Origin of the sequence: Pedobacter sp. (assembly GCF_037719805.1) — a bacterium.
Lineage (GTDB): Bacteria > Bacteroidota > Bacteroidia > Sphingobacteriales > Sphingobacteriaceae > Pedobacter.
The window spans coordinates 75,533-101,617 of the sequence record NZ_JBBJLZ010000002.1 but is presented as its reverse complement, the minus strand read 5'-3'; the positions used below and the strand labels follow the sequence as shown (position 1 = coordinate 101,617).

Below are 26,085 nucleotides of genomic sequence, written 5' to 3'. Positions count from 1 at the left end.
CCTAGTTGTGCAAACCGAGCTACATAGCGGCTGATTTCTCCAAACATCTTACCCCGGTCTAAATGGGTGTAAAAACAAGCATTACGGAATCCCCAATAATTTGGACTATTTTTGCCCTTCAATATTAAAAAATGGAAAATTCCAGAAGACCGCAAAGACCTAAAGAGAATAATGAATTTATATTTGGTATCCGTGCCGTTATTGAAGCAATAAAAGCCGGAAAGGATATTGAAAGTATCTACATCCAACGGGGCTTAGGAGGTGATGTCATTCTGGAATTAAAAGCATTGTTAAAGGAAGTAGATGCTCCGGTACATAATGTTCCTGTCGAGAAATTAAACAGAATGACCCTTAAGAACCATCAGGGTGTCATAGCAGTGATCTCAGCTATCACTTTTCAAAAGATAGAAGATATCATTCCTTTGATTTATGAAAAAGGAGAAACTCCTCTGGTTCTGATACTCGATGGAATAACAGATGTAAGAAACATGGGTGCTATCGCAAGAACTGCTGCTTGTGCTGGAGTCCATGCTATCATTGTGCCAACAAAAAACTCAGCACAAATCAATGCAGATGCTATTAAGACGTCTGCCGGTGCTTTGTTTACCATTCCAGTTTGCAGACATCCAAACCTGCATAAGACTGCGTTGTATCTGCAGGAATGCGGTCTTCAAATTGTTGGTTGTACGGAAAAAACAACTGACCTAATCTATGCACCTGATTATACCGCTCCAACAGCGATTGTAATGGGCGCAGAGGACGAAGGAATCTCTAACGAGATCTTAAGGATGGCAAATCACCTCGCGAAGATTCCAATGATGGGAGAGATCAACTCTTTAAATGTTTCTGTATCGGCAGGCGTTATATTATACGAGGCAATACGACAAAGAACGACTCAACTTAGCTAATCCTCTTCAAACAAGTATCCGCTATAAGCAAGCCCTTTCGCTACGCTGATAAAGTTATCGCCGGAGTGAATAGGCTTGTCTGGAAATCTGCTGTTGAATAAATTCCTTACCGCCGAAACCATCGAGGTGCCACCGGTTAGGAACAAGCTGTCAATATCAGAAGTTTGAATGCTGTTCTTAGAAAGAAAATCCTCTAAATAAGTGCTGATCTTGTTAAGGTCTCTTGAAATTATCTGATCGTATTCTACTCTAGAAACACCCTCATTTATATCAATTCCCATTTTAGAATAGCTAAACTGCGTATGGTGACTCCCGGACAATTCCAGCTTACTCTGCTCTATGGACTGAAATAGGGAATAGCCAAGATTGTTTTCTGTAAGCGTGATCAGGTTTTTGAACTTCTTGTCCTGCTTTGAATAGTGGTAATAATTTTGGATATCGTTTTTAATCTTCTGGCCATTGAAGAAATTCATTTGTTCCCAGGAACAGATATTGGCGAATAAGGAAACAGGTACGTTAAGCATTTTACCGGGAGCAGCCTCATATAGGGTGTGTTTCCCAAAATAGGGAGTGCCTTTGTCCCACATAAAGGAGGAGTCAAAACTGTCTCCACCTATATAGATACCCCCATTTGCAATAATGTCTTTTTGCCTTTCCTTCTCACCAGCCCTTGTCGGGTCTAAAGATAGAAAAGTAAAATCTGTAGTTCCTCCACCTAAGTCGGCTACCAGCACTTTCTCTTTCTGTTTTAAGGTTCGCTCATACGCAAAGGCGGCGCCAATTGGTTCAAATTGAAATCTAACCTCTGAGAAATCGGCATTGGTTGCGGCTTTGTTTAGCCGGTTCTGTGCCAACGAATCCTTCGTGGTATCATCATCGTCAAAAAACACCGGCCTGCCAATTACTGCTTTCCGACAATCTACTCCCGTTATAGAATCTGCTCTCCTTTTCAGTTCTTTCAAAATGAGTGTAACAAGATCGGAGGCATTTAACTTAGTATTGTGAACTTTCGTTTCGATGAAACTGCTTCTAGGCAGAATGCGTTTAATGGACTTCATGAAACGACCGCTCATGCCATCACTAACATAAGCGTCAATGGCTTCTTTGCCCACGACATAGTTCAATGGTGCTGAACTACTCTGATCAGCAAAGAAGTACAAGAGCGAAGGAATGATAATGGTTTCTACGATCTCTTTCGAATCTTCGTTGTATATGGAAAGTGCAGAGTTGGTTGTTCCAAAATCAATTCCGTAAAGGAAGTTATTCATGTGTTATTGGGCCCGGGCTATTAAATATATTTTGTACCAAATCTGGATTTTACATCAGCAACTATTTGCTTGACGCTTTGCTCGGCAGATCTGGGGCAAATTAACAGCGTATTATTGGATTCTACTACAATATAATCGTGCAAATCCTGAAGGATAACCAATTTATTTTCTGGAACGTTTACCATGCAATTCGAAGAATTATACATCATCACCTTTTTTGATGGAATCACCGCGTTTCCAACATAGTCGTGTTCAGCGATATCATAGATGGATGCCCATGTTCCAAGATCAGACCATCCAAAGTCCGCAGGCAGCACAAATACGTTTTCGGCCTTCTCCATGATTCCGAAATCTATAGAGATATTGGTGCACTGCTGGTAAGCATCACTAATAAAGTGAGGTTCGCTATCGGTATTATAAAGCGAATTTCCCTGGTAAAAGATCTCATGCATGTCAGGTAAATGCCTTTGAAATGCCTTGTTTATTGAATTGGCAGACCAAATAAAGATCCCTGCATTCCAAAGAAAATCACCGCTTTGTATAAATGACTTGGCCAGGTCCAGGTTGGGTTTCTCAGTAAATATCTTCACCTTAAAGATCTGGTCGTCAGTCGGCAAGGTTTGTTCGGTATATTGAATATAGCCGTAACCAGTGTCTGGCCGACTTGGTTTAATGCCAAGGGTGATCAGGCAATCATTTTCGGCCGCTGCTTTCAGAGACTGTGTAATCGCTGCAACGAAGGCATCCGGATTGGTGATAGTATGGTCAGAAGGCGCTACTACAATAGTGGCCTCTGGATTAAGCATGGCTATCTTCATGGAGCCATAAGAAATACAGGGGGCGGTATTGCGCATAATCGGCTCTGCGAGGATTTGATTGTCGCTGATATCCGGAAGTTGTTCCTTAATTATGTCTTTATAGATCTCGTTGGTAACGATAAAGATGTTTTCGGCGGGGCATATTTTTAGGAAACGTTCATAGGTGCTCTGAATAAGCGTCTTGCCGACTCCAAAGAAATCAATGAACTGTTTAGGGAATTCAGTTGTACTTACAGGCCAGAACCTGCTGCCGACACCGCCAGCCATTATAAGGGCGTAATTATTTTTATTCATAGTGATCTCTAGATAATCCCTTCCTGAAGAAGATCATGTAAATGTATCATACCAAAGTAGTTATTGGAATCGGTAATCAACAGTTGTGTAATGTTATTCTCCTTAATTAACTCGAGTGCTTGTACAGCGAGTACTTCTTTATCAAGATGTTTCGGGTTTGGTGTCATGAGATCCCTGGCTGTTATGTTTGTTAAGTTGGAATGTTGCTCAAGCATTCGTCTAATATCGCCATCAGTAATAATCCCCAAAATGTCATTGCCATCTACAACAACAACAGCACCCAAACGGTTTTGACTGATTTCAACAATAACATCTTTAACCGACGCAGTTGGGTGAATGGCTGGCTTTGAATTCCGAACAGCCAGGTCCCCGGTTTTAAGATATAACCTCTTGCCAAGTGCTCCACCCGGATGGAACTTTCCGAAATCCTTTTCATTAAAATTCCTGGCATTTAAGAGACAAATCGCTAACGCGTCACCCATTGCCAATTGGGCCGTAGTGCTTGTAGTTGGGGCCAGATTATGAGGGCAAGCTTCCTTCTCAACATAGGTATTCAGAACGAAATCTGCCTGCAAAGCAAGCTCCGAATTCAGTTGCCCAACCATGCCAATCACAATATTCCCAGTTTGTTTAAGCAGGGGGGTAAGAACTTTGATCTCAGGGGTGTTACCGCTTTTAGACAGACAAATCACCACATCGTTGTCTCTGATCATTCCTAGGTCACCATGAACGGCATCTGCGGCATGCATAAAAATAGAAGGAGTACCTGTGGAGTTGAAAGTGGCCACTATTTTCTGCGCGATGATTGCACTTTTGCCTATTCCAGTCACTATTACGCGACCTTCAATCTTCACGATTAACTCTACAATCTTAACAAAGTCGTCATCTATATTTTTTATCAGGCCTAAAATTGCCTGGGCTTCTAAGTTTAAAGTGCTGATAGCGTCCTGTATTATGGATTTTTTACTTTTCAAACAGAATTTATTAGTATATTGATGCTTTGTATGAGTGCAAAATTATGTTATTTTGAAGTAAAAATGGCACTGAATATTTTATACACAGAATGGATGTGAAAAAGTCGTTGTTTGACAACTTACAAACCTTTTTTGGTTTTGATAATTTTAAAGGTGATCAGGAGTCGATCATCACCAATGTTCTGGAGAAAAAGAACACTTTTGTTATCATGCCAACCGGAGGAGGGAAATCTATTTGCTACCAATTACCCGCATTGATGCAAGGTGGAACGGCCATCGTTATTTCGCCGCTTATTGCACTAATGAAAAACCAGGTTGATCAGTTAAGAGCGTTCGGAGGAAGTGATAGTATCGCTCATTTTCTAAATTCTTCTCTTAACAAAGCAGAAATCACACAGGTGAAAAGCGACTTGTTATCTGGCCAGACGAAGCTGCTTTATGTTGCGCCAGAATCGCTGTCAAAAGCTGAAAATATTGAATTTCTAAAGCTTATTACTATATCTTTTGTTGCGGTTGATGAGGCTCACTGTATTTCGGAGTGGGGACATGATTTCCGACCAGAATACAGGAAGATCAGACAAGTCATTCAAGGACTTGGAGAAGAGATACCTATTATTGCGCTTACCGCTACAGCAACACCTAAGGTACAGCAAGACATCATCAAAAATCTACAGATGTCTGACGCCGCTCTTTTTAAATCCTCTTTCAATCGTCCGAACCTTTTCTATGAGATCCGGCCGAAGAGAGATGTGCTCAAAGAGATTATAAGGTACATCAAACAAAATACCGGTAAGTCCGGAATCATTTATTGCTTAAGTCGTAAAAAGGTAGAAGAAGTTGCGGAAACCTTAAACTTGAACGGCATCAAAGCACTCCCTTATCATGCAGGCCTTGAGCCTAAGGTTAGGGCAGACACTCAGGATAAGTTCCTTATGGAGGACGTGGAAGTCATTGTGGCCACGATTGCTTTCGGGATGGGCATCGATAAGCCTGATGTTCGTTTTGTGATCCATCACGACATACCAAAAAGTATGGAAGGGTATTATCAGGAAACCGGAAGAGCTGGACGTGATGGCGGTGAAGGAATTTGTATTGCATTTTATGCCCAGAAGGACGTTGATAAGCTGGCTAAATTTATGAAAGACAAGCCAGTATCTGAACGGGAGATTGGTACACAAATATTAAAAGAAGTTATAGACTATGCAGAGTCTGGGGTTTGCAGAAGAAAGCAAATACTACACTATTTTGGCGAGAACTTCAATGAAACAGGTTGCAACTGCATGTGCGACAATTGTAAAAAGCCTAAGCAGCAGTTTGATGCAGAAGATTCTTTAGGAATCCTGTTGAAACTGATCAAGAAGATAGGGGAGAAGTTTGACGATGCACACATCCTCAACCTGATCATGGGTTCTGAGACAGCTCAGACCATTGCTTATGAACACAGTAAGCTGCCTGAGTTCGGAATTGGTGTTGTTGAAGGAGAAAATCATTGGAAATCATTAATCAGGCAAGCAGTATTAAATAATTTCTTGTCGAAAGACATTGATAATTATGGTCTGTTAAGCCTGACGACTATAGGGTTAAATTATATCCACAATCCATACAGCTTGAAGTTCATTTTGAATGAACCAATTGAAAGTGCGGCGGATGATGATGAGGATGATGTTAAGCACGGATCGGGCACGCTGGATACTCAATTGCTTCAATTGCTAAAGGATCTTACGAAGAAGATTGCAAAGCAAAGAAACGTTCCTCCTTTTGTTGTGTTTCAAGACCCATCGTTAGAAGAGATGTGTACCCACTATCCAATTACCATCGAAGAACTGAAACAGATTTCGGGAGTAGGTAATGGTAAGGCGATGAAGTTTGGGAATCCATTTCTTGACCTCATAAAAAAATACGTAGAGGATAATGACATTGAGCGCCCGATTGATCTGATCATAAAAACTCAGGCTAATAAATCGCAGCTTAAGGTTTCTATCATCCAAAACATAGATAGAAAAATTGGTCTTGAAGATATAGCAAAGTCAAAGGGGATAACATACGATGACATTTTGAAAGAAGTAGAAGCAATTGTTAATTCCGGAACCAAACTTAATCTGACCTATTTTGTCGATGAGCTAATTGACGAAGACAGGCAAGATGAGGTATTCGACTATTTTCAGTCTGCAGAGAACGACTCCATTGACGAAGCATTGAAAGAACTAGGAGAATCAGACTACTCTAGAGAAGAAATTCAGTTAATGCGTATCAAGTTCATGTCTGAACTAGGCAACTAAACCATTATCATGATCAACTTTAAATTAGATAAACTTAAGAACCAGGATTCTGGTAACTTCTTTTTAATGGCCGGGCCTTGTGCCATTGAAGGGGAAGAAATGGCGCTGCGCATCGCTGAAAAGATCGTTACCATCACAGACAAGCTTCAGATTCCTTATATTTTCAAAGGATCTTATCGCAAAGCAAATCGTTCAAAAGGAAGCTCTTTCTCCGGAATAGGTGACGAAATAGCGCTTAGGATCCTGGAAAAGGTTGGTAGAACTTTTGGGGTGCCTACTGTGACTGATATTCATGCACATGAGGAAGCGGCAATGGCTGCAGACTATGTGGATATCCTTCAGATTCCCGCATTCTTATGTCGTCAGACTGATTTATTAATCGCAGCTGCAAAAACAGGCAAGGTTGTTAATGTCAAAAAAGGGCAGTTCCTGTCTGCAGGATCAATGAAGTTTGCAGTGGAGAAGATTATGGAAGCTGGTAATAACAAGGTGATTTTAACGGATAGGGGAAATACCTTTGGCTATCAGGACTTAATCGTTGATTATCGGGGTCTACCTGAAATGCAAAGTTTTAATGTGCCTGTTGTAATGGATTGCACTCACTCTTTACAGCAACCAAATCAAAGTACTGGCGTCACTGGTGGTAAACCTGAATTGATCGGGACCATTGCTAAAGCTGCAATTGCTGTTGGTGCAGATGGACTCTTTATTGAAACACACCCTGATCCTGCCAATGCGAAGTCCGATGGTGCTAATATGCTTCATCTCGACCGTCTGGAAGAGTTGCTTGTCAAATTAGTAAGGATTAGACAGGCGGTTATTTAAATCCAGTTACGACAAACGAAGTTCTTCGATTCTGCTGTCTGTTTTGTTCCGTATCATTAGCCTTAATCGGTTGTCGTTTGCCATATCCCTTGTAGGTAAGTCTTTCGGCATGAATTTTCTGCGTCAGTAAATAAGTGTAGACTGATTTGGCTCTATTTAAGGAAAGCTTTTCGTTTTGGTCGTCATTACCAATACTGTCCGTATGGCCTTGTATTTCTATCCTGAGGCTCGGGTTGTTCAGCAAAAGCTGAGACAGGTTATACAGTTCGGTAAGTGATTCAGGAAGCAATGTGAATTCATTCGTATTAAAGAAGACATTTTTAAGTACCACATCATTACCAATCTTAATTTTCGTGAGCTTTACTTGTATTAAAAAGGGCTTGTCAAATGAGCCTTTGAGTGGTGAGATATTCTCTGAGTAGAATAGATAGCCATCGGCGCTTACATTGAGCGCATAATTACCGCCAAGCGCTGTGACTGCAAGAAAGGCCCCATTTTCAGGAGAGGTATAGTCATTGTAAGTGATGTCTTCACTTTTGAGGTTTACCATCTGTACTTCTGAGTCTAGAAAGGCTCCTGTTTCTTTATCAGTTACCGTCCCTCTAACATAGGTGATTGCGAATGGTTTTTTATCCAGGGGCATCTGAAAATGGTAGATATCCATATCCCCAAAGCCACCTTCCAGATTAGAAGAAAAAAGTCCCTGTGTTCCATCTGGAGAGACGATGAGACCAGTTTCTTCCTTAAAAGTATTGATAGGATAGCCTAAATTCTCCGGTCTTGTCCATTTTCCCTGCTCATTGATTCTGCTTAGAAAGATATCCTTGTTTCCCATTCCTGGCCAGCCGTCTGACGAAAAGTACAATGTTCTGCCATCTGGATGCATGAACGGTGTATGTTCATCGTATGGTGTGTTAATGTCAGGTCCGAGATTAATTGCTGCACTCCAATAGCCATCGCTTTGTAAGGTGCTCTTCCAGATGTCGTAGCTGCCGTAACCCCCAGGGCGGTTACTTACAAAATAAAGGGTGCTTCCGTCTGGACTTATAGCGGGCTGGGAATCCCAATAAAGTGAATTTACTTTACCACCCAGGTTGAACGGAATTCCCCAGGTGTTACCTTCTTTATGAGACAGATATATGTCGCAGCGCCCAAAACTATCCGGACGCCCGCAGCTGGTAAAAAAAAGATAAGAGCCATCAGGTGAGAGCGATTGCGCACCTTCATTGAAGTCAGGCGTATTGATTTTAGCACTTAGTGCTTTTGAATCACTCCATTTGCCGTCTTTGCGCTGCGCAATGTAAAAATCTTCGTTATCATTAATATTTCTGCTAAATATCAATGTATTTCCGTCTGCCGTTAGGGAAGGGAAATAGTCTCTGTTCACCGTATTGATTTCCGGTCCCATATTAACAGGCTTGTATTCTACAGGACTTTGTAGGGCTTTAATTGCAAACTCAGCGTCTGTTGTGTATTTCTTAGCTTTACCAGTAAATGTTGGGTCGTTGCCTTTATACTGCCTTATAAATGCTTGAATATGCTTCAGGGCATTCTGGTAGTCGCCTGTTCCCAGCTCAGCTTCTGCTAATCCGAAGTAGACCCTTGGCTCAATCGTTTCAGATAAGGATATTGCTTTTAGATAAGCTGATTTTGCTTTTGACAGTTCCTTTAACCTTCGGTTCAGATCTCCAAGTTGGATAAACGCATATTGGAAGGCAGGATCAAAGATCACTGATTCTTCGAGTGCAGCAACAGCAGCTTCAAATTGATCTTTCTTAAGAGAAACCTGTGCTTTTTCGAAACTATCCTGAGCCTTTTTTACAGAAGATTTCTGAGCCCATACCGTTTGGGCTATAGAAAGACACAGGATAATGATAATCCACTTTTTCATTGAGGCAGGATTAGCTTGATGACTAAAGCTAATGTTAAAAGCTCAGAAACTAAGGTATATTGAGATATTTGTGTGTTTGTAATGAAATTTCCCATTTAGGATTGGCCATCACATATTCAATAATGAGGGGTGTCATCTCCTTTGATCTTGACCATTCAGGCTGCAGGTATAATTTGCAACCTGGCGAAACAGTAGCCGAATATTCTTCCGCCCATTTAAAATCACTTTTGTTAAAAACGATCACCTTTAACTCATTTGCAAAAGGGGTAACATCTGGTCGAGGAGCTTTAAATTTCTTCGGGGAAAGACAGATCCAGTCCCAGTGACCCGACAATGGATAAGCCCCAGAAGTTTCAATAAAGGTAAGGATGCCCCGATCGTGCAGCTTTTTTGTTAAGTAATCAAGGTTATAAATTAAAGGCTCTCCTCCGGTGATGACAACTGCTTTACCAGGAAAACTATCTGCCTTCGCGGCAATCTCATCAGCAAATGTGAGCGGGTGCTGTTCGGCATCCCAACTTTCTTTGACATCGCACCATGGGCAACCGACATCACAACCTCCTAAACGAATAAAATAGGCCGCTTTTCCAGTATTGAAACCTTCTCCCTGAATGGTGTAGAATTCTTCCATTAATGGAAGTAAAGTGCCGTCTGCTGGTATTTGATGTGCCATAAATAAGGCCGCAAATGTAAATAAAATAATATAAGCAGAAGTCAAAGTACGTATATTGACGTGTTTAATGACGACAACATGAAAATGTTGGCCCTCTAAATTCTAAAAGCTTGAATTGGATCAAAGTAAACGACGCTATCCCTTCAGAAGACTTCGTAAAGCAAATAAAGCTTGAGGGAAAAACTTTGTGTCTTATTAAAGAGCAGGGTAAGCTTTATGCAGTTGAAAATTCATGCCCACATGCAGGTGGTATTCTAAGCGGAGGCTGGTGCAAGAACGGAAATATCATTTGTCCGATTCACCGTTGGGAATACAGCCTCGAAAACGGAAGAGGTGCTCAGGGTCAGGGCGACTATATCAATACCTATCCAGTAGACGTCCGGGATGATGGCACCTATATTGGTTTAAAAACCGGCTTTTGGAAGAAGCTTTTTAGTTAATAACTAGTTAATAGATCTCTCCCTTAGCTGAGGCCAGTGTGTTCTTTAATAATCCTACAATAGTCATTAGACCTACACCGCCTGGAACAGGGGTGATCCAGGATGCTTTCTCAGAGACACTTTCAAAATCAACGTCACCAAAGAGCTTGTAACCTGATTTCGTAACCTCAGACGTTTCTCTGTTCATACCTACGTCAATTACAACCGCGCCCGATTTTACCATGTCAGCCGTTATGAAATTCTTCTTACCGATTGCTGCGACAATGATATCGGCTTGAAGGGTTATTTCTTTAAGATTGGTGGTTCTGCTGTGTGTCAGGGTTACCGTGCAATTACCTGGAGAAACATTTCGAGCCATAAGGATGCTCATCGGACTACCTACAATGTTACTACGTCCTACCACCACGCAATGTTTGCCTACGGTGTCGATGTTGTACGCTTCTAACATCATCATGATTCCGTAAGGTGTTGCAGGGATAAAGCAAGGCAGGTTACGCATCATTCTTCCCAGATTTACCGGATGAAAACCGTCTACGTCTTTCCTATAGTCAATCGTTTCGGTAACCTTTTCGGGGTCGATATGCTTAGGCAAAGGAAGCTGAACAATTAATCCATCCACACCTTCATCTGCATTGATCTCTTTTATCTTAGACAACAGATCCTCCTCCGTTACCGAAGTGTCATAACGTACCAGTGAAGATTTAAAACCTACTTTCTCGCAGTTCTTCATTTTGCTCGCAACATAAGTTTCGCTTCCACCGTCGTTACCAACCAGTATGGCTACGAGATGTGGCTTCCTTCCACTTTCTGCAAGAAATGATGCGGCTTCATCCGCAATAGACAATTTAACTTTCTCTGATACGAACTTTCCGTCAAGTAACTGCATGGTCAAGGCTTGTTGCTTTATTTTATTATTTAGTCAAGTTTTAATACGGCCATAAAGGCGGTTTGAGGGATTTCAACGTTACCGACCTGGCGCATGCGTTTCTTTCCTTTTTTCTGTTTTTCCAGTAGTTTACGCTTACGTGAAATATCACCACCGTAGCATTTAGCGGTAACGTCTTTCCGTAACGCTTTAACCGTTTCTCTTGCTATGATCTTCGCACCGATAGAAGCCTGAATTATAATCTCAAACTGTTGACGGGGGATTAATTCTCTTAGTTTCTCACATATCCTCTTACCAAAATCATAAGAGTTGCTGCGGTGGATTAGTGAAGATAACGCATCAACCGGCTCTGCGTTAAGAAGGATATCAAGCCTCACTAAATCAGACTTTCGGTAGCCTATTTGATGATAATCAAATGATGCATAACCTTTTGATATCGTCTTCAATCTATCATAGAAGTCGAACACAATCTCTCCCATAGGGATCTCAAAAACCAGCTCCACCCGGTCAGATGTCAGATAAGATTGGTTGACAATGATTCCACGCTTCTGAATACATAGTGACATTACCGGTCCGACGAATTCTGATTTGGTAATGATATTCGCTTTAATATATGGCTCTTCAACGTATTCCAGTTTGCTTGGATCCGGAAGGTCAGATGGGTTATTTACACTGATTAGCTCCGACTTTGTGGTCATAGCCTGATAGGAAACGTTTGGAACTGTGGTGATCACAGTCATATCAAACTCGCGTTCCAGACGTTCCTGTATAATCTCCATGTGGAGCATTCCAAGGAAACCGCATCGGAATCCAAAGCCTAAAGCAGCAGAAGATTCTGGCTCAAAAACGATAGAGGCATCATTCAGCTGCAACTTGTGCATAGCCTCTCTAAGTTCCTCGAACTCGTCAGTATCCACCGGATATATCCCGGCGAATACCATTGGCTTAACTTCCTCAAAGCCCTTAATAGGCTCTGAACTTGGCTTGTCCTTATGGGTTATGGTATCACCTACCTTTACTTCTCTTGCTTCTTTAATACCAGAGATAATGTAGCCTACATCTCCGGTTTTGATGACATCTTTAGGCGCTTGCTTAAGCTTCAGCGTACCTACTTCTTCCGCAATATATTCCTTTCCGGTAGCAACGAATTTTACTTTATCACCTTTCCTTATCTCTCCGTTAAGTACTTTGAAATAAGCGATGATTCCTCTGAACGAGTTGAATACAGAGTCAAAGATCAGTGCCTGAAGCTCACTGTCGGGGTTACCTTTCGGTGCAGGAACACGCGCTACAATTGCTCTTAAGATATCATGCACACCCTGACCGGTTTTACCGGACGCAGGAATGATATCTTCCCTTTTACAACCGATGAGTTCAATGATCTGATCTTTTACCTCTTCCGGCATCGCTCCAGGTAAATCCATTTTATTAAGGATTGGTATGATCTCAAGATCATGTTCCAACGCCAGATACAAATTTGAAATAGTTTGAGCCTGAATACCTTGTGAAGCATCTACGATCAGTAAAGCACCCTCACAGGCTGCAATTGATCTTGATACTTCGTAAGAAAAATCTACGTGTCCAGGCGTATCAATCAGATTAAAGATATAGGGTTGGTCATCCTGGACGTAATCCATTTGAATAGCATGACTTTTAATCGTAATTCCCCGCTCACGCTCTAAATCCATGTCATCCAGCAGCTGTGCTTGAGATTCCCTTTGAGTAATGGTATTGGTATACTCTAATAAACGGTCAGCCAGCGTGCTTTTTCCGTGGTCAATATGTGCAATTATGCAGAAATTACGTATATGCTTCATCAGTGGCGCAAAGATAAGATTTTGCGGGAACTATTGGCTAGGTCGATCAGATTCTTTACTATGGCACTATCTGTTAAACTATAGCTGTATTCATCTGCATCGCCACCCATGCTAATGCTCTTATTTCTAAAGGCCATATTACTCTGGTAAACTTGCCTGGCAGAACCATGGAACTCCCTGATGCCAGTCGACTGGGTGATTTCAGCAATGTTACTAAGCGCGATACCTGCACCGGCCATTATGGTAATGCGATTTCCAGCCTGAACAACCAATTGTTTAATGATTTCTATACCGTCATATGCGGTGGCCATACCTCCTGAAGTAAGGATCCGGTCGAAACCAAGTGCAATGATATCCTCTAAAGCAGTGAAAAGGTCGTTAGTCATATCGAATGCCCGGTGAAAAGTCACTTTCATGGGTTTTGCCAACGCCACCAATTTCATGCACCTTTCCATATCAACCGATCCGTCTTCCTTTAAGATACCGATCACAACGCCATCACAGCCCAGCTTCTTACATTCTTGAATATCTTCACACATGATATCAAATTCCAGATCAGAATATAGAAAGTCACCGCCCCGGGGCCTAATGATGGGGTAGACCTCAATTTTCAGTCGTTCCTTGGCGAGCTTAATCTGAGCGTAACTTGGCGTTGTTCCACCCTCCAGCAAGTTGTCGCAAAGTTCCACCCGTACTGCACCTCCTTTTTCAGCTTCAATAGCCGAAATGAGCGAATTCGCACAAACTTCCATGTATACCATAACCTCCTTTAGCTGTAATAACTCTTGCCCGCAATCAGCAAGTCATTCTTCTTTGCATCACAAACGGCATAGCTGAAGCCAGTTTGAATCGCATAAGCTCCATATTCACCTTTTTTATTCAAGGCTAAAAACCCCACCTGAATATTCTTTGCGATATCAGGCTTTTTCTTAATAATCCGCATAACGGCTTCTTTGCAAGCTGCCTCCGGGGACAACCCTTGTCGCATCAGTTCAACTACCAAAAAGCTGCCTACGTTTCTGATCACCTCTTCTCCAACTCCGGTAGAGGTTGCACCTCCGATCTCATTGTCGACGTATAAACCAGCGCCAATAATGGGACTGTCGCCAACTCTTCCATGAAGTTTGTAAGCCATGCCACTGGTGGTACATGCACCAGAAAGGTTTCCTTTAGCATCAAGAGCAAGCATTCCAATTGTATCGTGATTATACTGGTTCCCAGGTAACTTTGTAGGAGCTGCTTTATCATAAAGTTTGTTCTCAATGTTCATTACCGGAGCATATTTTGCCGTCTTTAACCAGGCTTTCCAGGCAGCTTCACTTTCTTTAGTAAGTAAATTCTCTTTCTTGAATCCATTTTCTAATGCAAATTGAAGCGCACCGTCGCCAACCAGCATCACATGTGGCGTCTTTTCCATGACCAGTCTTGCTACAGAAATTGGGTGACTAATGTGTTCCATACCGGCCACCGAGCCACAGTTGCCAAATTCATCCATGATACATGCGTCGAGAGTTACGTGCCCATCTCTATCTGGTAATCCTCCATAACCGACGGTTTGAATCTTAGGATCTGCTTCTGGTACGCGAACACCTGTTTCTACAGCGTCGAGCGCTCTGCCTCCGGTGGATAAGACTTTCCAGGCTGCCTGATTTGCAGGTATCCCAAAATCCCATGTGGAGATAACGATGGGGCTGCCAATAGTACGGGCCTGTAATACTGCCGCCATGCTTTTTTTATCTACAGCCAGTAGTGAGGCCGACAATGCCGTTGCCTTAATGAATTTTCTGCGGTTGAACATCGCTTGCTCGTGTTGTTAAATGATTTGAAAATTATCCGCATCCTTTAGAAAAGGGAAGCTGTTACGTGTTTTTACCAGATCGTCGTAGCCTATACTAAAAGTATAAAGGTCTTCATCTTCCGGTTTATAATAAATTGTTTTCCCCATTGGGTCTATACATTGAGAATGACCACTATGGTAGACTTCCTTTCCATCGTGACCCACTCTGTTTACCGCAATTACATAACTTTGGTTTTCAATGGCGCGGGCAGGAATCAGGGCATTCCAATGTGTTGTACGCTTATCTGGCCAGCTTGCAACAAGCAGCAAGACATCATATTCTTTATTCTTATTTCTTAGCCATACCGGGAAACGTAAGTCATAGCAAATGGCCAATCTGATTTTCCAGCCCTTAAGTTCAACTATTACATTTTCTGTACCCGGCTGATAGTTTTTGTCCTCTTCGCTTAACCCAAACAGATGACGTTTATTGTAAAAGCTGAAGGCCCCATCCGGCTGCATCCATATTAAGCGGTTATAATACAGTTCATTCTCTTTAATAATAAGGCTTCCTGTAACTACACAATCATACTTAGTTGCAGTTTCAGCCATCCATTGCATAGTTTTTCCGTTCATTTCTTCAGAAAGTGCAACTGCATTCATACTAAAGCCGGTATTAAACATTTCTGGTAATATAATAACATCTGTCTTCTCCTTAATGCCCATAGAAAGCCGGAGCGCCAGGTTTTGAAGATTTTTATCAATGTTTTCCCAAAACAGATAGGCCTGAAAAATAGTAATTTTTAGGTTACTGATGTTTAGGTAATTGGAATCCTCCATAATACTATTTCAATTAAATGTAACTTATACTTTCATTAATCTCTCAACGGCTTTTTCAAGGGTTTCTTGCTTTTTAGCGAAACAAAACCTCAGTACATGGTGATCTGTATATCTACTGTAGAAGGCAGAAACCGGAATGCTGGCGACTCCAAATTCCTTCACCAGTTTAATCGCCATGTCCTTATCATTCAGGTCGTTAACCCCTTTGTAAGTTACACATTGGAAATATGAACCATTACAAGGTAATAATTTAAATTTGGTTTCATTAAGAAGGCTTCTGAACAGGTCGCGCTTCTGTTGAAAAAAGCCTGCGAGCTCAGTGTATCTGGCAGGGACAGCAAGGTATTTAGCTATGCCGACTTGCATAGGCGTGTTTACGCTGAAAACGTTGAACTGATGAACCTTTCTAAACTCTTTCATTAAGTAAGCGGGAGCTAAACAGTATCCTAGCTTCCAGCCTGTTGCATGCAATAGTTTTCCAAACGAGGCTACAATGAAACTTCGTTCCCGAAGCACAGGATATTTGGATACGCTAAGGTGTTCTTCTCCATCGTAAATGATGTGTTCATAAACCTCATCGCTTAGGATCAAAATATCTGTGTCCTTGGTTAGCTTTATTAACTCTTGAAGGTCAGCTTCCTTAAGCGTTCTACCCGTTGGATTCTGAGGACTGTTTATAATGATCATTTTCGTATTTGCCGAAAATAACTTCTTCACCATATTCCAGTCGATCTCATAATCCGGTTCAGAAAGCTCAAAGGGCTTAACTAAACCACCAAATAATTTAATGGTTGGGGAGTAGCAATCGTAAGCGGGTTCAAAGATGATCACCTCATCACCGGGATTAATAGTTGCAGCAAGTGCTGTAAATATCGCTTGTGTACCACCAGCACAAATGGTTATTTCTGTTTCCGGATCGTATTGGACGCCATATAACATTTCGTTTTTCGCGGCAATAACATTCCTCAGTTCAACACTGCCTGCCATAGGCGCATACTGATTGTTGCCATTGCTCATTGCTTCAGATACATAAGCAATCAACTCTGGATCGCAATCAAAATCCGGAAAGCCTTGTGAAAGATTGATCGCATTATGTTCTGCAGCGAGTTTGGACATTACAGTAAAGATCGTAGTGCCTACTCCCGGTAATTTCGATGATATAGATCTCATGTCCAGCGAAAATAGAAATAATTATTCTCCCTGTATATGAGATTTATTTAATAATTTCAACCTGCTATGACTTTTAAAACTAAAGAGAGCAAGCTCTTGCTCATACTCGGTGCTTTTTTTGTTGCAAATGCCATCTTGTCCGAATTCATCGGCGTAAAAATATTCACCGTTGAGGGCACTTTGGGAATCAAGCATTTTGACATCAATATGCTAGGCGTGCCAAATCTTTCTTTTAATATGTCTGCAGGAGTACTTACCTGGCCTATCATATTTATTATGACTGATATTATCAATGAGTATTTCGGGGTAAAGCAAGTGAGATTTCTTTCCATTCTTACTGCTGTGCTTATTTCTTACGCCTTCCTTGTAGTTGCTGCAGCAATGAACCTGACACCTTCTGATTTCTGGGTTGTGCAAAAAGTTAATGGGAAGCAATTAGATATGGACAATGCGTTTGCCGGTATTTTTGGTTAGGGAATGTGGATTATAGTCGGTTCCATTGTCGCCTTTCTAATTGGTCAGATTGTCGATGTGTTGATCTTCCATAAGATCAAAAAGATAACCGGAGAAAAGGCACTTTGGCTTCGTTCCACCGGTTCAACGCTTGTCTCTCAATTGATCGATAGTTTTGTTGTTATCTTTATTGCTTTTTATCTCAACCCGCAATATAGCTGGAGCTGGCAAATGGTGGCCGCAATCGGACTAGTGAATTATACCTATAAATTTATTGTTGCAATTCTTATGACCCCCATACTTTACCTCGTTCATAGTGTAATAGATAAATACCTTGGTAAGGACCTCTCACAAAGAATGATATCTATGGCCGGAAGGCAATAACAGGCGTAAATTAAATAGGTAGAAACCTTTTTACGTGTCTCAACAGGTTGTCGAGATCAAAGGGCTTGCTGATGAAATCATCAGAGCAGGCTTCCTCAAGAACAGCTTTTTCAGCTGCGTGCGCAGACATGATAATGATGTTGATGTTTTTTGTAAATTCCCGCTCCTTCATGTCCCGGCATATGTCAATTCCATTACCATCTGGCAACATCACATCAAGAAGAATCAGATCAGGTATGTTAGCTTCAAGTGATTGATAAAAGTCGGTAACGTTCGACGATGATTCCACTCTGTAACCAGATTCCACTAATATATATTCTACTATAAACCGTATGTCATCATCGTCTTCAACAACATGTATAAGTTTACTCATAATTAAGCTTCTGTATTTCGGAAAAATAACGCTCTAAAGGAAAAAAGGTTTTGAAAACATGGACATAGTGCTCAAATAATATATATTTGGCGCATAAATTAAATAATTGAACATGGAAAAATTTTCACAAGTGAAGGAATTACTAGCTTCTGTTGAAGCTGATGCGGAGAAGTTTTATAGTGCTGGTAACAGTGCAGCTGGAACAAGAGTTCGTAAAGCGATGCAAGATTTAAAGGTACTTGCGCAAGAAATTCGTGCAGAAGTAACTGATAAAAAAAATAGCGCTAAATAAGTTCGATTTTATTTAAGTCCCAGCAGTGACTCGATCACTGCTGGATATTTCTACTTCTCATCATGAGCTACACTCCTAATCCTGAAAGGTATAACAAAATGAAGTATAGGCGTTGTGGAAACAGCGGTATAATGCTTCCGGAAATCTCGTTGGGCCTTTGGCACAACTTCGGGCATGTGGACCAGCTCGAAAACAGCGCCAATATACTGAAGCTGGCCTTTGATAATGGGATCACCCATTTCGACCTGGCTAATAATTACGGCCCACCCCCTGGATCAGCAGAAGAGAACTTTGGTAAGCTTTTGGAAAGGGATTTCAGAGGTTATAGAGATGAGATGATTATTTCTACGAAAGCAGGCTATACCATGTGGGACGGACCTTACGGTGATTGGGGCTCAAAGAAGTATCTTATTTCAAGTCTCGACCAGAGTCTTAGAAGAATGAAACTGGATTACGTGGACATTTTTTATCACCATAGACCTGATCCTGACACTCCGCTTGAGGAAACAATGTATGCACTTGATCTGGTAGTTCGCCAGGGAAAGGCGTTGTATGCAGGAATATCTAATTACAGAGCGGAAGAGGCAGCGAAAGCAATCCAAATTCTTAAAGAGTTAGGTACGCCTTGCCTCATTCACCAGCCAAAGTACTCCATGTATGAGCGCTGGGTAGAGGGTGGTTTAATGGAACTGCTCGGTAAAGAAGGTGTGGGCTGTATTCCTTTTTCGCCTCTTGCTCAAGGTCTGCTTACCGATAAATACCTAAAGGGCATACCTGCGGATTCCCGGGCCGCCAAAGCTCACGGAGCTTTACAACTTGATCAGATCACTGAAGAAAAGATTGTTCAGCTAAACAAGTTGAATGCTATCGCAGAAAGCAGGGGTCAGAAACTTGCGCAGATGGCACTCTCCTGGCTTTTGAAAGATAAGCGCGTAACATCGGTACTGGTCGGGGCAAGCAAGCCTGAACAATTGGCAGACTCGCTGAAATGTCTTGAAGCTACTGACTTCAGTCCGGAAGAACTCAGCCAGATCGAAGCAATTCTTGCCGTTGCATAATATAGTTATGGAAGAAACTCAAGGTTTGCCTATACTTAATGCAGAAGAAACCAGGATACTGGGTGTCTTAATGGAGAAGTCCAAGACGACTCCGGAATATTACCCAATGACCGTTAATGCCATCACCGTGGCCTGCAATCAGAAGACTTCCCGCAAGCCTGTCGTACAGTATGACGATCAAACTGTGATGCTGGTGTTGGATACATTGAAGCGGAAAGGATTGATTTCTACGGCGACTGGTGGATCCAGCCGGTCAATTAAATACAAGCATAACTTCGCTATTGTTTTTCCTGTACTACCTGCAGAGGTCTCCATCTTATGCTTATTGATGTTAAGAGGGCCACAGACGCCTGGTGAAATTAACACCAACTCAGGTAGGCTATATGAGTTTGATTCTTTGGAAGAAGTGCAAGCTGTACTCGAGCGACTCTCAGAACCGGAAATGCCATATATTATGCAATTACCGAAGAAAGCAGGCCAGAAAGAAACCCGTTACACCCATCTTCTAAGCGGCACTCCAGATCTTTCCCAATTGGAACAAGAAATTGAGACCTTTGCTAAGCCTCCACCTGAATTAGAGGTCAGGCTTGCGAAAGTGGAGGAGGAACTCGCCTTGTTAAAGGCTGATTTTGATAAACTTATGAAAGAGCTAATCGGCTGATTTTATCTTTCCAAGATCCATACTATCAATCTTCAGACTATCATTTATAACCGGTTTCTCTGTGATTTTTGCTTCCGGAGCCCTAAGTCTCAGTTTGGGCTCAGAGCAGGAAGACAATGTAAGAAGGAGCATAAAAGTGCGTAAAATTGTTTTCATAACTTCTGACTAATTGATTACTTCGGTCAAAAGTACAAACAAAGGCGAGGACTCTTTACTACCTGCATTCTTGTGACAAAATTATGGCCAAGGTGATGCATAAAAACAATTCTGTAAATCGCCTGTTAGATCAAAAACATTTTAAAACGAAAGACATGGCTAACGAATCAACACCAAAACCAGAATCAAAAGAATACGATATAGATCATCCTCAAAACCTCGCTGCCCCACAGTTCAATAGTGACACAGATAAACGTGATGGTGCCTCGCTACCTGCTATAGAGAACATGAATGACGAGGATGAGAAAGTGAAACCTGAAGACTCAAACCGAAGTAACTTGCCAGCAACGGATTTAGGGAACAGCCCTGATGACGATGAAGGTGATAAAGAAAGAATTATTAGGAGGTAAAATCTCCTTGCTTAATCTTCTCTTCTTCTTTCTGGGCAATTAATTTGCCCTTTTTTAGGTCTATACGTAAGAGATTATATAAACTCATATAAACGTTGGCAATCCAAATTATAGAGAAACCGGCAATAATATAGCCACGCCAGTCTGAATAAAGCAAAGTATAGCGTGTCATTATTAATATTGCCAGAGTCACATAATGACTGAAGCAGTATTCGCAGGTAAGCATATAAAAAACTTTCCTCGCTACGAATATTTTGCTGTTATGTGACTTCTCGACACAAAAGCTTCTTGGCTCTTTAAAAATCTCTTCCTTAGTGACCGTCCAGGCAATACATGCAACTGGTAAGGCAAGTATAAATATCCAGTAAATAGGCTGATCCATTGAAATTCAAATGACTTGTTTATCCAGTCCTAACAAACTTTGTTAAACATTGTTCTCCAATTAATTCTTCCTAAGCGGATAATGACGTTATTTGTCGTCTAATGAATTCAAATTAGGAGCGATGAAGAAAAGACACAATATCTTTGAACGAATATCCAATCGAATAACAACCTGGACAGGAAGCGCTTCCGCATTCAGTACAGCACTATTAATCATAGTTATATGGTTAATTACTGGTCCAATATTCCATTATTCAGACACCTGGCAGCTCGTGATAAACACCGGAACAACCATTATTACGTTCCTGATGGTGTTTTTAATACAGAAATCACAAAATAAGGATTCAAAAGCAATTCAATTGAAATTGAATGAGCTAGTGGCAGCAAGTTCGCACGCAAGTAACAGATTGGTCGATATCGAGGACCTTACAGAGGCAGAGTTAGATATACTTCACAAATACTATCAAACACTCTCTGATATCGCAGAAGCCGATAATGACATTCATAAATCTCACTCCATAGACCAGGCTATCGTTCGACATAGAAAGAAAAAGACGCTGATTCAGAAGGGCGATTCCTAAATCCATTGGTTACTTTTTTCTAACTTCTTCATACAGCTCTATCAGGAGGCTTTGCAGCTTTATAATTTCTTCCTCCCTTTTATTAAGCTTGTCTGTGAGGTGGCCTAGTTCTTCCTTTTTCCTTGAGTGAAGCTTATCCTGGTCCTGGGCAAGAAGCGTCGTCACCGGCACTTCAAAGATTTTTGCAATCTGGTCAAGTCTGGAATAATTCACATCAGTGATCCCGGTTTCTATTTTCGAAAACGCAGGCGTTGAAATGTTAAGCTGCTTCGCAACCTGGCTTTGATTCCAATTGTGCTTCTGCCTTAAAGCTTTGATATTTTTGCCGATATGATCCATAAATCTGTGAAGTTGTTTGTTAATATAGTATTTAAGTTACAAAGAAAATTAAATGATTTACGAAATAATAACGACGCTAGATTTATCCTTTGCACAAATATCTTGTAAACTTATTAACGGCAGGCGTTTTATCTTTCATTTAAGTTAAAATAGAAACACTTAACATTCTATTCCTGTCAAATCAAGTATTTAGCAAAACGATGTGCCCTTTAAAGTGTTTTACACCTTAAATCCGTCCACATGAGTACTCGTCCGTTTAAACTTTTTTATATTTCTCTAATACCATGTTTGCTTTTCTTTTCCTGCAAAACCAGTATCATAAATCCATTTAAACCGGCATCACCTCATGAGCAATACCAGCGGAAACTTACAAGTACAGGCTTTGATAAAACCGCCGCAGGTTTAGCCTGGATAAGCGCTTCTCAGGCTAGTCTGCAAACGCCTGCGCAGATAAAGCTTCCTTTTAAAGAAAGGGGATATTTTGCTGCAGAGAACATACCTGCTGTAGCTTATACCTTTAATGCCACAAAAGGTCAAAAGATCAACATTTCACTATCACAGAAACCAGTAAATAATTTTAAAATTTACGTTGATCTGTTTTCTCTAGAGAATCAGACAATCAAGTCTCTGGCTTATATTGATACAGTTAAAGCGGCTATTGAATACGAGATTGACTATACTGGCAATTACCTGGTCCGACTTCAGCCAGAATTGTTAACTAACGGAGAGTATACACTCGAAATTAATTACGGGCCCTCACTGGAGTATCCGGTTAAAACAAGTTCTAGAAATACCATTCAAAGCTTCTTTGGAGACGGTCGCGATGCCAACAGCCGTAAACATGAGGGTATAGACATGTTCGCACCTCGCTTAACTCCTGTGATCGCTGCTGCAGAAGGAACGGTAACCCGTGTAAATGAAAATAACCTTGGCGGTAGAGTAGTATGGATGAGACCAACGGGAAAGAACTACACGTTATATTATGCCCATTTGGACAAGCAGATTGCAGTCGAGGGTCAGCAGGTATCAATAGGAGACACCCTCGGTCTTATGGGTAATACAGGCAATGCGCGGACCACTGCACCACATTTACATTTTGGCATTTATACAACAGGTGGCGCGGTAGATCCCTTTCCTTTTGTCAATCCAATAGTTAAACCACTGCCAGAAATCCTGGCTTCAACTATAAATTTGAATGCAACAATGCGGACGAATAGAAGTACCGAGGTACTGTTGGGAACCGAAGAGGGAGCAACAAAGATCTCCACTTTACCATCGAATACCATTGTACGTGTGCATGCTGCCACCCGAAACTGGTATCGGATTGAATTGCCGGATGGAAGAGCAGGCTATCTACAAAGTAATAGAGTCGGCTCGATTGCAAAGCCAATAAAAGCCATAAAGATCAATCGGGCTGAACAAACGGTATTCGATAAACCTGATAGCAATGCTGCGCTTAAAGCAACTATTCCGCTTCATTCTACAGCAAATATTCTAGGTTACTCCGGAGACTTTGCACTGATCGAAGGATCAGCGGATACAGTGGGCTGGATTAAAGCCAGGTAATAAAGAAGGAATTTCACCGACCGATTTCAACAGTTCACCGCCTTTTGCTCCGGACTTTACCTTGCCTCTGTTTCAATGCCAAAGGATATCACTGATCTTTAGTTTAATATTTATATATCGCATATATAATCTTCAACGGTTAGAACATGCTTATTATTTAAATCATTAAGCAATGAACATCATGATTTTTAAAACTTCGGTACAAGACAAAGAGGATTTAACGTTGGTAAGACCATTGATGAATATCCTATTCGGTGAGAAAAACTGGACCTTCGCATTTGAAGATGAAGACAAGATTCTACGTGTCGTAAGCTCCATTCCCTGTGGTCCTGTTATAGAAGAGATCTTTATGCAACGGGGCTTTTTTTGTCAGGAGCTACAGTATTCTTTGAGCGATTTCAATGTCTGATCTGTTTAATTAGTTTTTTCCAGCTATATTGGGCCGAATTCGTTATTGATATAAACTTATTGCCCCTTTATGACTAAAAATATCTTTATAGCGTCAGCAGAGCCCTATAGTGGGAAGTCAGTCATCGCTTTCGGTATGATCAATATGCTCCTGGCAAAGACCCAAAAAGTTGGTTATTTCAAGCCGATCATTGCGCAGGAAAACCCGAAGGAAAAAGACCAGCATGTAGAAGCGATGCTGGATTACTTTTCTCTTCCAATAAATTACGAAGACGCGTTTGCATTCACCCGCCAGGAGATGTTGCATCAGTCAGAAGATTCCAGCGACATTCTAAATACTATTATCAGCAAATATAAAAAGCTAGAGGATAACTACGACTTCACCGTCATCGAAGGCAGTGACTTCCTGGGAGAGGGCATTGCCTTCGAGTTCGAGTCGAACGCGTTAATGGCGAAAAACCTTGGCGCTCCTGTACTGATTGTTGTCTCGGGTAAAGGCAAAACCGCTAGTGAGTTGTTTAAAACGGCAATTAACATCTATCGCAATTTTTTAATGCGAGATGTGCAGGTCTTAGGCGTTATCGCAAACATGGTAAACCCGGATGAGGCCGAAAGAATCAAGCAGGCATTGTCCAATCAACTCCCTCCTGAATTGTTGATCGCTGTTATTCCAATAGAAAGTGGGTTACAGAGCCCTACAATGAAAGAGATCACCGCTGCTCTGGACGCCACTGTGCTATTTGGTGCTGATTTGATGGACAATCAGGTGGACAACTTTGTAACTGGAGCAATGATGCTTCCAAACTTCTTAAGGCATATTAAAGACAATCTTTTAATAGTTACACCTGGCGACCGGGGAGACATCATTATCGGCTCCTTACAAGCCAATCTTTCTGCTAACTATCCAAAGATCGCTGGTATTGTTTTGACTGCAGGCAGCTTACCAGATGAACCTATGATCAAGCTAATCGAGGGTCTGCAAACCATCATTCCAATAATTTCTGTTCAGAAGGGTACCTTCGAAACCACCACTGCAATTGGTGCAATACACTCTAAAATCACTATAGACAATAAAAAGAAGATTGAACTTGCAATAGATATTTTCGAGAAATATGTCGACCTGAAGGCTCTTGATAACAAGATCATTACTTTTAGCTACGAGGGGATCACGCCGCACATGTTTCAATACCAATTGGTTAAATGGGCTAAAAGCCAGAAGAAGCATATCGTACTGCCGGAGGGTAACGATGATAGGATCTTAAAAGCAGTAGAAAAGTTAATCGCTCAGGATATTGTAGAGATCACCTTATTAGGAGATCCCGCAGAGATTGGTGCCAGCGTTAAAAGATTGGGCCTCACCTTGGACTTAAATTCAATTCACATCCATAATCCGGCTGTTTCGGAGCACTACAATGATTATGTGACAACGCTATACGAGCTGCGTAAAACAAAGAATGTGAACATGGAGATGGCTACTGATATGATGACAGACGTTTCGTACTACGGTACCATGATGGTGTACAAAGGTCATGCAGATGGAATGGTATCCGGTGCTGTTCACACGACTCAACACACTATAAGGCCTGCGTTGCAATTTATTAAGACCAAGCCGGGCGTCTCTGTAGTTTCCTCTATTTTCTTTATGTGTTTACCGGAGCGGGTAGCTATTTTCGGAGACTGTGCGGTAAATCCCAATCCAACTGCACAGCAGCTTGCAGAAATAGCGATCTCCTCGGCATTGAGCAGTGCTAAATTTGGCATCGAACCTAGAATCGCCATGCTATCTTACTCCTCCGGAACATCCGGGGAAGGGGAAGATGTAGAACGCGTTAGAGAAGCAACAGCCATTGTTAAGGCAAGGCACCCGGAGCTCAAAATAGAAGGACCAATACAATACGATGCCGCAGTTGACCCACTTGTTGGGCAACAAAAGCTACCTGGCTCAGAAGTGGCCGGCCGCGCCAGTGTATTGATATTTCCGGATTTAAATACAGGAAACAACACTTATAAGGCGGTGCAAAGAGAGACAGGAGCACTTGCGATTGGCCCAATGTTACAAGGTCTCAATAAACCAATTAATGATTTGAGTCGCGGATGCACGGTAGATGATATATTTAATACCGTAGTGATCACCGCTATCCAGGCACAGGAAATCTAATTCTT

At 41.5% G+C, this 26,085-nt stretch carries 27 protein-coding genes and 1 pseudogene; 13 read left to right on the top strand and 15 right to left on the bottom strand.

Going from position 1 to position 26,085, the window contains the following annotated elements; genetic code table 11:
* Positions 1 to 131: 131 nt before the first annotated feature.
* The gene (gene rlmB, locus WKF66_RS05555) at positions 132 to 908 is read left to right on the top strand and encodes a 23S rRNA (guanosine(2251)-2'-O)-methyltransferase RlmB (RefSeq protein WP_489673428.1); all 777 of its coding nucleotides are present in this window, start codon (positions 132 to 134) and stop codon (positions 906 to 908) included.
* Here rlmB and WKF66_RS05550 read toward each other — a convergent pair.
* The 3 genes from WKF66_RS05550 to WKF66_RS05540 are packed head-to-tail and all read right to left on the bottom strand — an operon-like array spanning position 905 to position 4,262.
* Complete coding sequence (locus WKF66_RS05550; RefSeq protein WP_489673427.1) at positions 905 to 2,176, bottom strand: Hsp70 family protein; 1,272 nt, start codon at positions 2,174 to 2,176, stop codon at positions 905 to 907. The two genes, rlmB and WKF66_RS05550, sit on opposite strands and share 4 nt — an antisense overlap.
* 20 nt (positions 2,177 to 2,196) lie before the next feature.
* Positions 2,197 to 3,288 carry a mannose-1-phosphate guanylyltransferase gene (locus WKF66_RS05545; RefSeq protein WP_489673426.1) on the bottom strand — a complete coding sequence of 364 codons (1,092 nt, stop codon included), beginning with the start codon at positions 3,286 to 3,288 and terminating at the stop codon, positions 2,197 to 2,199.
* An 8-nt stretch (positions 3,289 to 3,296) separates the two neighbouring features.
* Positions 3,297 to 4,262 carry a KpsF/GutQ family sugar-phosphate isomerase gene (locus WKF66_RS05540; RefSeq protein ID WP_489673425.1) on the bottom strand — a complete coding sequence of 322 codons (966 nt, stop codon included), beginning with the start codon at positions 4,260 to 4,262 and terminating at the stop codon, positions 3,297 to 3,299.
* Positions 4,263 to 4,351: 89 nt separating this feature from the next.
* Between WKF66_RS05540 and recQ the strand changes: the two genes are divergently transcribed.
* The gene (gene recQ / locus WKF66_RS05535; protein WP_489673424.1) at positions 4,352 to 6,541 is read left to right on the top strand and encodes a DNA helicase RecQ; all 2,190 of its coding nucleotides are present in this window, start codon (positions 4,352 to 4,354) and stop codon (positions 6,539 to 6,541) included.
* A 9-nt stretch (positions 6,542 to 6,550) separates the two neighbouring features.
* On the top strand, positions 6,551 to 7,366 hold the full coding sequence (gene kdsA / locus WKF66_RS05530) for a 3-deoxy-8-phosphooctulonate synthase (protein WP_489673423.1): 816 nt from the start codon (positions 6,551 to 6,553) through the stop codon (positions 7,364 to 7,366).
* On the opposite strand, the gene WKF66_RS05525 is transcribed toward kdsA, so the two are convergent.
* Complete coding sequence (locus WKF66_RS05525; RefSeq protein WP_489673422.1) at positions 7,359 to 9,257, bottom strand: OmpA family protein; 1,899 nt, start codon at positions 9,255 to 9,257, stop codon at positions 7,359 to 7,361. The two genes, kdsA and WKF66_RS05525, sit on opposite strands and share 8 nt — an antisense overlap.
* Positions 9,258 to 9,306: 49 nt before the next feature.
* Entirely contained in the window at positions 9,307 to 9,930 is a 624-nt protein-coding gene (locus tag WKF66_RS05520) for a 7-carboxy-7-deazaguanine synthase QueE (RefSeq protein WP_489673421.1), read from the bottom strand.
* Between the two features lie 110 nt (positions 9,931 to 10,040).
* Here WKF66_RS05520 and WKF66_RS05515 point away from each other — a divergent pair, with 110 nt between their 5' ends.
* Positions 10,041 to 10,370, top strand: a complete 330-nt coding sequence (locus tag WKF66_RS05515) for a Rieske (2Fe-2S) protein (protein WP_489673420.1) — start codon at positions 10,041 to 10,043, stop codon at positions 10,368 to 10,370.
* A 7-nt stretch (positions 10,371 to 10,377) separates the two neighbouring features.
* On the opposite strand, the gene WKF66_RS05510 is transcribed toward WKF66_RS05515, so the two are convergent.
* From WKF66_RS05510 to WKF66_RS05485, 6 genes are read right to left on the bottom strand one after another with little or no spacing between them, the layout of a single operon-like run.
* Positions 10,378 to 11,256 carry a bifunctional 5,10-methylenetetrahydrofolate dehydrogenase/5,10-methenyltetrahydrofolate cyclohydrolase gene (locus WKF66_RS05510; protein WP_489673419.1) on the bottom strand — a complete coding sequence of 293 codons (879 nt, stop codon included), beginning with the start codon at positions 11,254 to 11,256 and terminating at the stop codon, positions 10,378 to 10,380.
* Between the two features lie 29 nt (positions 11,257 to 11,285).
* Positions 11,286 to 13,073: a translation elongation factor 4 gene (gene lepA / locus WKF66_RS05505; protein WP_489673418.1), complete on the bottom strand. Its 1,788-nt coding sequence runs from the start codon at positions 13,071 to 13,073 to the stop codon at positions 11,286 to 11,288.
* On the bottom strand, positions 13,073 to 13,834 hold the full coding sequence (locus WKF66_RS05500; RefSeq protein ID WP_489673417.1) for a copper homeostasis protein CutC: 762 nt from the start codon (positions 13,832 to 13,834) through the stop codon (positions 13,073 to 13,075). Before WKF66_RS05500 ends, lepA begins: the two co-directional genes overlap by 1 nt.
* Positions 13,835 to 13,842: 8 nt before the next feature.
* A complete protein-coding gene (locus WKF66_RS05495) occupies positions 13,843 to 14,871 on the bottom strand; it encodes a glycosylasparaginase (protein ID WP_489673416.1) in 1,029 nt (342 codons plus the stop codon).
* A gap of 15 nt (positions 14,872 to 14,886) precedes the next feature.
* Positions 14,887 to 15,690 carry a nitrilase family protein gene (locus tag WKF66_RS05490; RefSeq protein ID WP_489673415.1) on the bottom strand — a complete coding sequence of 268 codons (804 nt, stop codon included), beginning with the start codon at positions 15,688 to 15,690 and terminating at the stop codon, positions 14,887 to 14,889.
* A gap of 24 nt (positions 15,691 to 15,714) precedes the next feature.
* The gene (locus WKF66_RS05485) at positions 15,715 to 16,860 is read right to left on the bottom strand and encodes a methionine aminotransferase (protein WP_489673414.1); all 1,146 of its coding nucleotides are present in this window, start codon (positions 16,858 to 16,860) and stop codon (positions 15,715 to 15,717) included.
* A gap of 66 nt (positions 16,861 to 16,926) precedes the next feature.
* On the opposite strand from WKF66_RS05485, the pseudogene WKF66_RS05480 reads away from it, so the two are divergent.
* Positions 16,927 to 17,697, top strand: a pseudogene (locus tag WKF66_RS05480) (queuosine precursor transporter).
* A 10-nt stretch (positions 17,698 to 17,707) separates the two neighbouring features.
* Here WKF66_RS05480 and WKF66_RS05475 read toward each other — a convergent pair.
* Positions 17,708 to 18,070, bottom strand: a complete 363-nt coding sequence (locus tag WKF66_RS05475) for a response regulator transcription factor (protein ID WP_489673413.1) — start codon at positions 18,068 to 18,070, stop codon at positions 17,708 to 17,710.
* Positions 18,071 to 18,182: 112 nt separating this feature from the next.
* On the opposite strand from WKF66_RS05475, the gene WKF66_RS05470 reads away from it, so the two are divergent.
* The 3 genes from WKF66_RS05470 (at position 18,183) to WKF66_RS05460 (ending at position 20,081) form a co-directional block, all read left to right on the top strand.
* On the top strand, positions 18,183 to 18,362 hold the full coding sequence (locus WKF66_RS05470) for a histone H1 (RefSeq protein WP_489673412.1): 180 nt from the start codon (positions 18,183 to 18,185) through the stop codon (positions 18,360 to 18,362).
* Between the two features lie 62 nt (positions 18,363 to 18,424).
* The gene (gene mgrA, locus WKF66_RS05465; protein ID WP_489673411.1) at positions 18,425 to 19,420 is read left to right on the top strand and encodes an L-glyceraldehyde 3-phosphate reductase; all 996 of its coding nucleotides are present in this window, start codon (positions 18,425 to 18,427) and stop codon (positions 19,418 to 19,420) included.
* Between the two features lie 7 nt (positions 19,421 to 19,427).
* Positions 19,428 to 20,081 (top strand): YceH family protein, encoded by a 654-nt coding sequence (locus tag WKF66_RS05460; RefSeq protein ID WP_489673410.1) that lies wholly within the window; start codon positions 19,428 to 19,430, stop codon positions 20,079 to 20,081.
* On the opposite strand, the gene WKF66_RS05455 is transcribed toward WKF66_RS05460, so the two are convergent.
* Positions 20,070 to 20,237, bottom strand: a complete 168-nt coding sequence (locus WKF66_RS05455) for a hypothetical protein (protein ID WP_489673409.1) — start codon at positions 20,235 to 20,237, stop codon at positions 20,070 to 20,072. The genes WKF66_RS05460 and WKF66_RS05455 overlap by 12 nt on opposite strands.
* Before the next feature lie 155 nt (positions 20,238 to 20,392).
* On the opposite strand from WKF66_RS05455, the gene WKF66_RS05450 reads away from it, so the two are divergent.
* Positions 20,393 to 20,647 carry a hypothetical protein gene (locus WKF66_RS05450; protein ID WP_489673408.1) on the top strand — a complete coding sequence of 85 codons (255 nt, stop codon included), beginning with the start codon at positions 20,393 to 20,395 and terminating at the stop codon, positions 20,645 to 20,647.
* On the opposite strand, the gene WKF66_RS05445 is transcribed toward WKF66_RS05450, so the two are convergent.
* On the bottom strand, positions 20,637 to 21,029 hold the full coding sequence (locus tag WKF66_RS05445; protein ID WP_489673407.1) for a hypothetical protein: 393 nt from the start codon (positions 21,027 to 21,029) through the stop codon (positions 20,637 to 20,639). The genes WKF66_RS05450 and WKF66_RS05445 overlap by 11 nt on opposite strands.
* Before the next feature lie 121 nt (positions 21,030 to 21,150).
* Here WKF66_RS05445 and WKF66_RS05440 point away from each other — a divergent pair, with 121 nt between their 5' ends.
* Positions 21,151 to 21,609, top strand: coding sequence for a low affinity iron permease family protein (locus WKF66_RS05440; RefSeq protein ID WP_489673406.1), 459 nt, complete (start codon positions 21,151 to 21,153; stop codon positions 21,607 to 21,609).
* Positions 21,610 to 21,618: 9 nt separating this feature from the next.
* On the opposite strand, the gene WKF66_RS05435 is transcribed toward WKF66_RS05440, so the two are convergent.
* A complete protein-coding gene (locus tag WKF66_RS05435; protein WP_489673405.1) occupies positions 21,619 to 21,948 on the bottom strand; it encodes a helix-turn-helix domain-containing protein in 330 nt (109 codons plus the stop codon).
* A gap of 240 nt (positions 21,949 to 22,188) precedes the next feature.
* Between WKF66_RS05435 and WKF66_RS05430 the strand changes: the two genes are divergently transcribed.
* From WKF66_RS05430 to pta, 3 genes are all read left to right on the top strand, one after another.
* Entirely contained in the window at positions 22,189 to 23,514 is a 1,326-nt protein-coding gene (locus tag WKF66_RS05430) for a peptidoglycan DD-metalloendopeptidase family protein (RefSeq protein ID WP_489673404.1), read from the top strand.
* A 172-nt stretch (positions 23,515 to 23,686) separates the two neighbouring features.
* Positions 23,687 to 23,923 carry a hypothetical protein gene (locus tag WKF66_RS05425; protein ID WP_489673403.1) on the top strand — a complete coding sequence of 79 codons (237 nt, stop codon included), beginning with the start codon at positions 23,687 to 23,689 and terminating at the stop codon, positions 23,921 to 23,923.
* 69 nt (positions 23,924 to 23,992) lie between these two features.
* Positions 23,993 to 26,080: a phosphate acetyltransferase gene (pta, locus tag WKF66_RS05420; protein WP_489673402.1), complete on the top strand. Its 2,088-nt coding sequence runs from the start codon at positions 23,993 to 23,995 to the stop codon at positions 26,078 to 26,080.
* Positions 26,081 to 26,085 lie beyond the last annotated feature (5 nt).

Coding starts and splice junctions, on each gene's coding strand:
- recQ (WP_489673424.1), top strand. CDS start 4,352: ATGGATGTGAAAAAGTCGTTGTTTGACAACTTACAAACCTTTTTTGGT.
- WKF66_RS05425 (WP_489673403.1), top strand. CDS start 23,687: ATGAACATCATGATTTTTAAAACTTCGGTACAAGACAAAGAGGATTTA.
- kdsA (WP_489673423.1), top strand. CDS start 6,551: ATGATCAACTTTAAATTAGATAAACTTAAGAACCAGGATTCTGGTAAC.
- pta (WP_489673402.1), top strand. CDS start 23,993: ATGACTAAAAATATCTTTATAGCGTCAGCAGAGCCCTATAGTGGGAAG.
- WKF66_RS05455 (WP_489673409.1), bottom strand. CDS start 20,237: ATGAAAACAATTTTACGCACTTTTATGCTCCTTCTTACATTGTCTTCC.
- WKF66_RS05510 (WP_489673419.1), bottom strand. CDS start 11,256: ATGCAGTTACTTGACGGAAAGTTCGTATCAGAGAAAGTTAAATTGTCT.
- WKF66_RS05430 (WP_489673404.1), top strand. CDS start 22,189: ATGAGTACTCGTCCGTTTAAACTTTTTTATATTTCTCTAATACCATGT.
- WKF66_RS05460 (WP_489673410.1), top strand. CDS start 19,428: ATGGAAGAAACTCAAGGTTTGCCTATACTTAATGCAGAAGAAACCAGG.
- mgrA (WP_489673411.1), top strand. CDS start 18,425: ATGAGCTACACTCCTAATCCTGAAAGGTATAACAAAATGAAGTATAGG.
- WKF66_RS05445 (WP_489673407.1), bottom strand. CDS start 21,029: ATGGATCAGCCTATTTACTGGATATTTATACTTGCCTTACCAGTTGCA.
- WKF66_RS05500 (WP_489673417.1), bottom strand. CDS start 13,834: ATGGTATACATGGAAGTTTGTGCGAATTCGCTCATTTCGGCTATTGAA.
- WKF66_RS05545 (WP_489673426.1), bottom strand. CDS start 3,288: ATGAATAAAAATAATTACGCCCTTATAATGGCTGGCGGTGTCGGCAGC.
- rlmB (WP_489673428.1), top strand. CDS start 132: ATGGAAAATTCCAGAAGACCGCAAAGACCTAAAGAGAATAATGAATTT.
- WKF66_RS05525 (WP_489673422.1), bottom strand. CDS start 9,257: ATGAAAAAGTGGATTATCATTATCCTGTGTCTTTCTATAGCCCAAACG.
- WKF66_RS05520 (WP_489673421.1), bottom strand. CDS start 9,930: ATGGCACATCAAATACCAGCAGACGGCACTTTACTTCCATTAATGGAA.
- WKF66_RS05485 (WP_489673414.1), bottom strand. CDS start 16,860: ATGAGATCTATATCATCGAAATTACCGGGAGTAGGCACTACGATCTTT.
- WKF66_RS05450 (WP_489673408.1), top strand. CDS start 20,393: ATGGCTAACGAATCAACACCAAAACCAGAATCAAAAGAATACGATATA.
- WKF66_RS05470 (WP_489673412.1), top strand. CDS start 18,183: ATGGAAAAATTTTCACAAGTGAAGGAATTACTAGCTTCTGTTGAAGCT.
- WKF66_RS05440 (WP_489673406.1), top strand. CDS start 21,151: ATGAAGAAAAGACACAATATCTTTGAACGAATATCCAATCGAATAACA.
- WKF66_RS05550 (WP_489673427.1), bottom strand. CDS start 2,176: ATGAATAACTTCCTTTACGGAATTGATTTTGGAACAACCAACTCTGCA.
- WKF66_RS05495 (WP_489673416.1), bottom strand. CDS start 14,871: ATGTTCAACCGCAGAAAATTCATTAAGGCAACGGCATTGTCGGCCTCA.
- WKF66_RS05435 (WP_489673405.1), bottom strand. CDS start 21,948: ATGGATCATATCGGCAAAAATATCAAAGCTTTAAGGCAGAAGCACAAT.
- WKF66_RS05475 (WP_489673413.1), bottom strand. CDS start 18,070: ATGAGTAAACTTATACATGTTGTTGAAGACGATGATGACATACGGTTT.
- WKF66_RS05490 (WP_489673415.1), bottom strand. CDS start 15,690: ATGGAGGATTCCAATTACCTAAACATCAGTAACCTAAAAATTACTATT.
- lepA (WP_489673418.1), bottom strand. CDS start 13,073: ATGAAGCATATACGTAATTTCTGCATAATTGCACATATTGACCACGGA.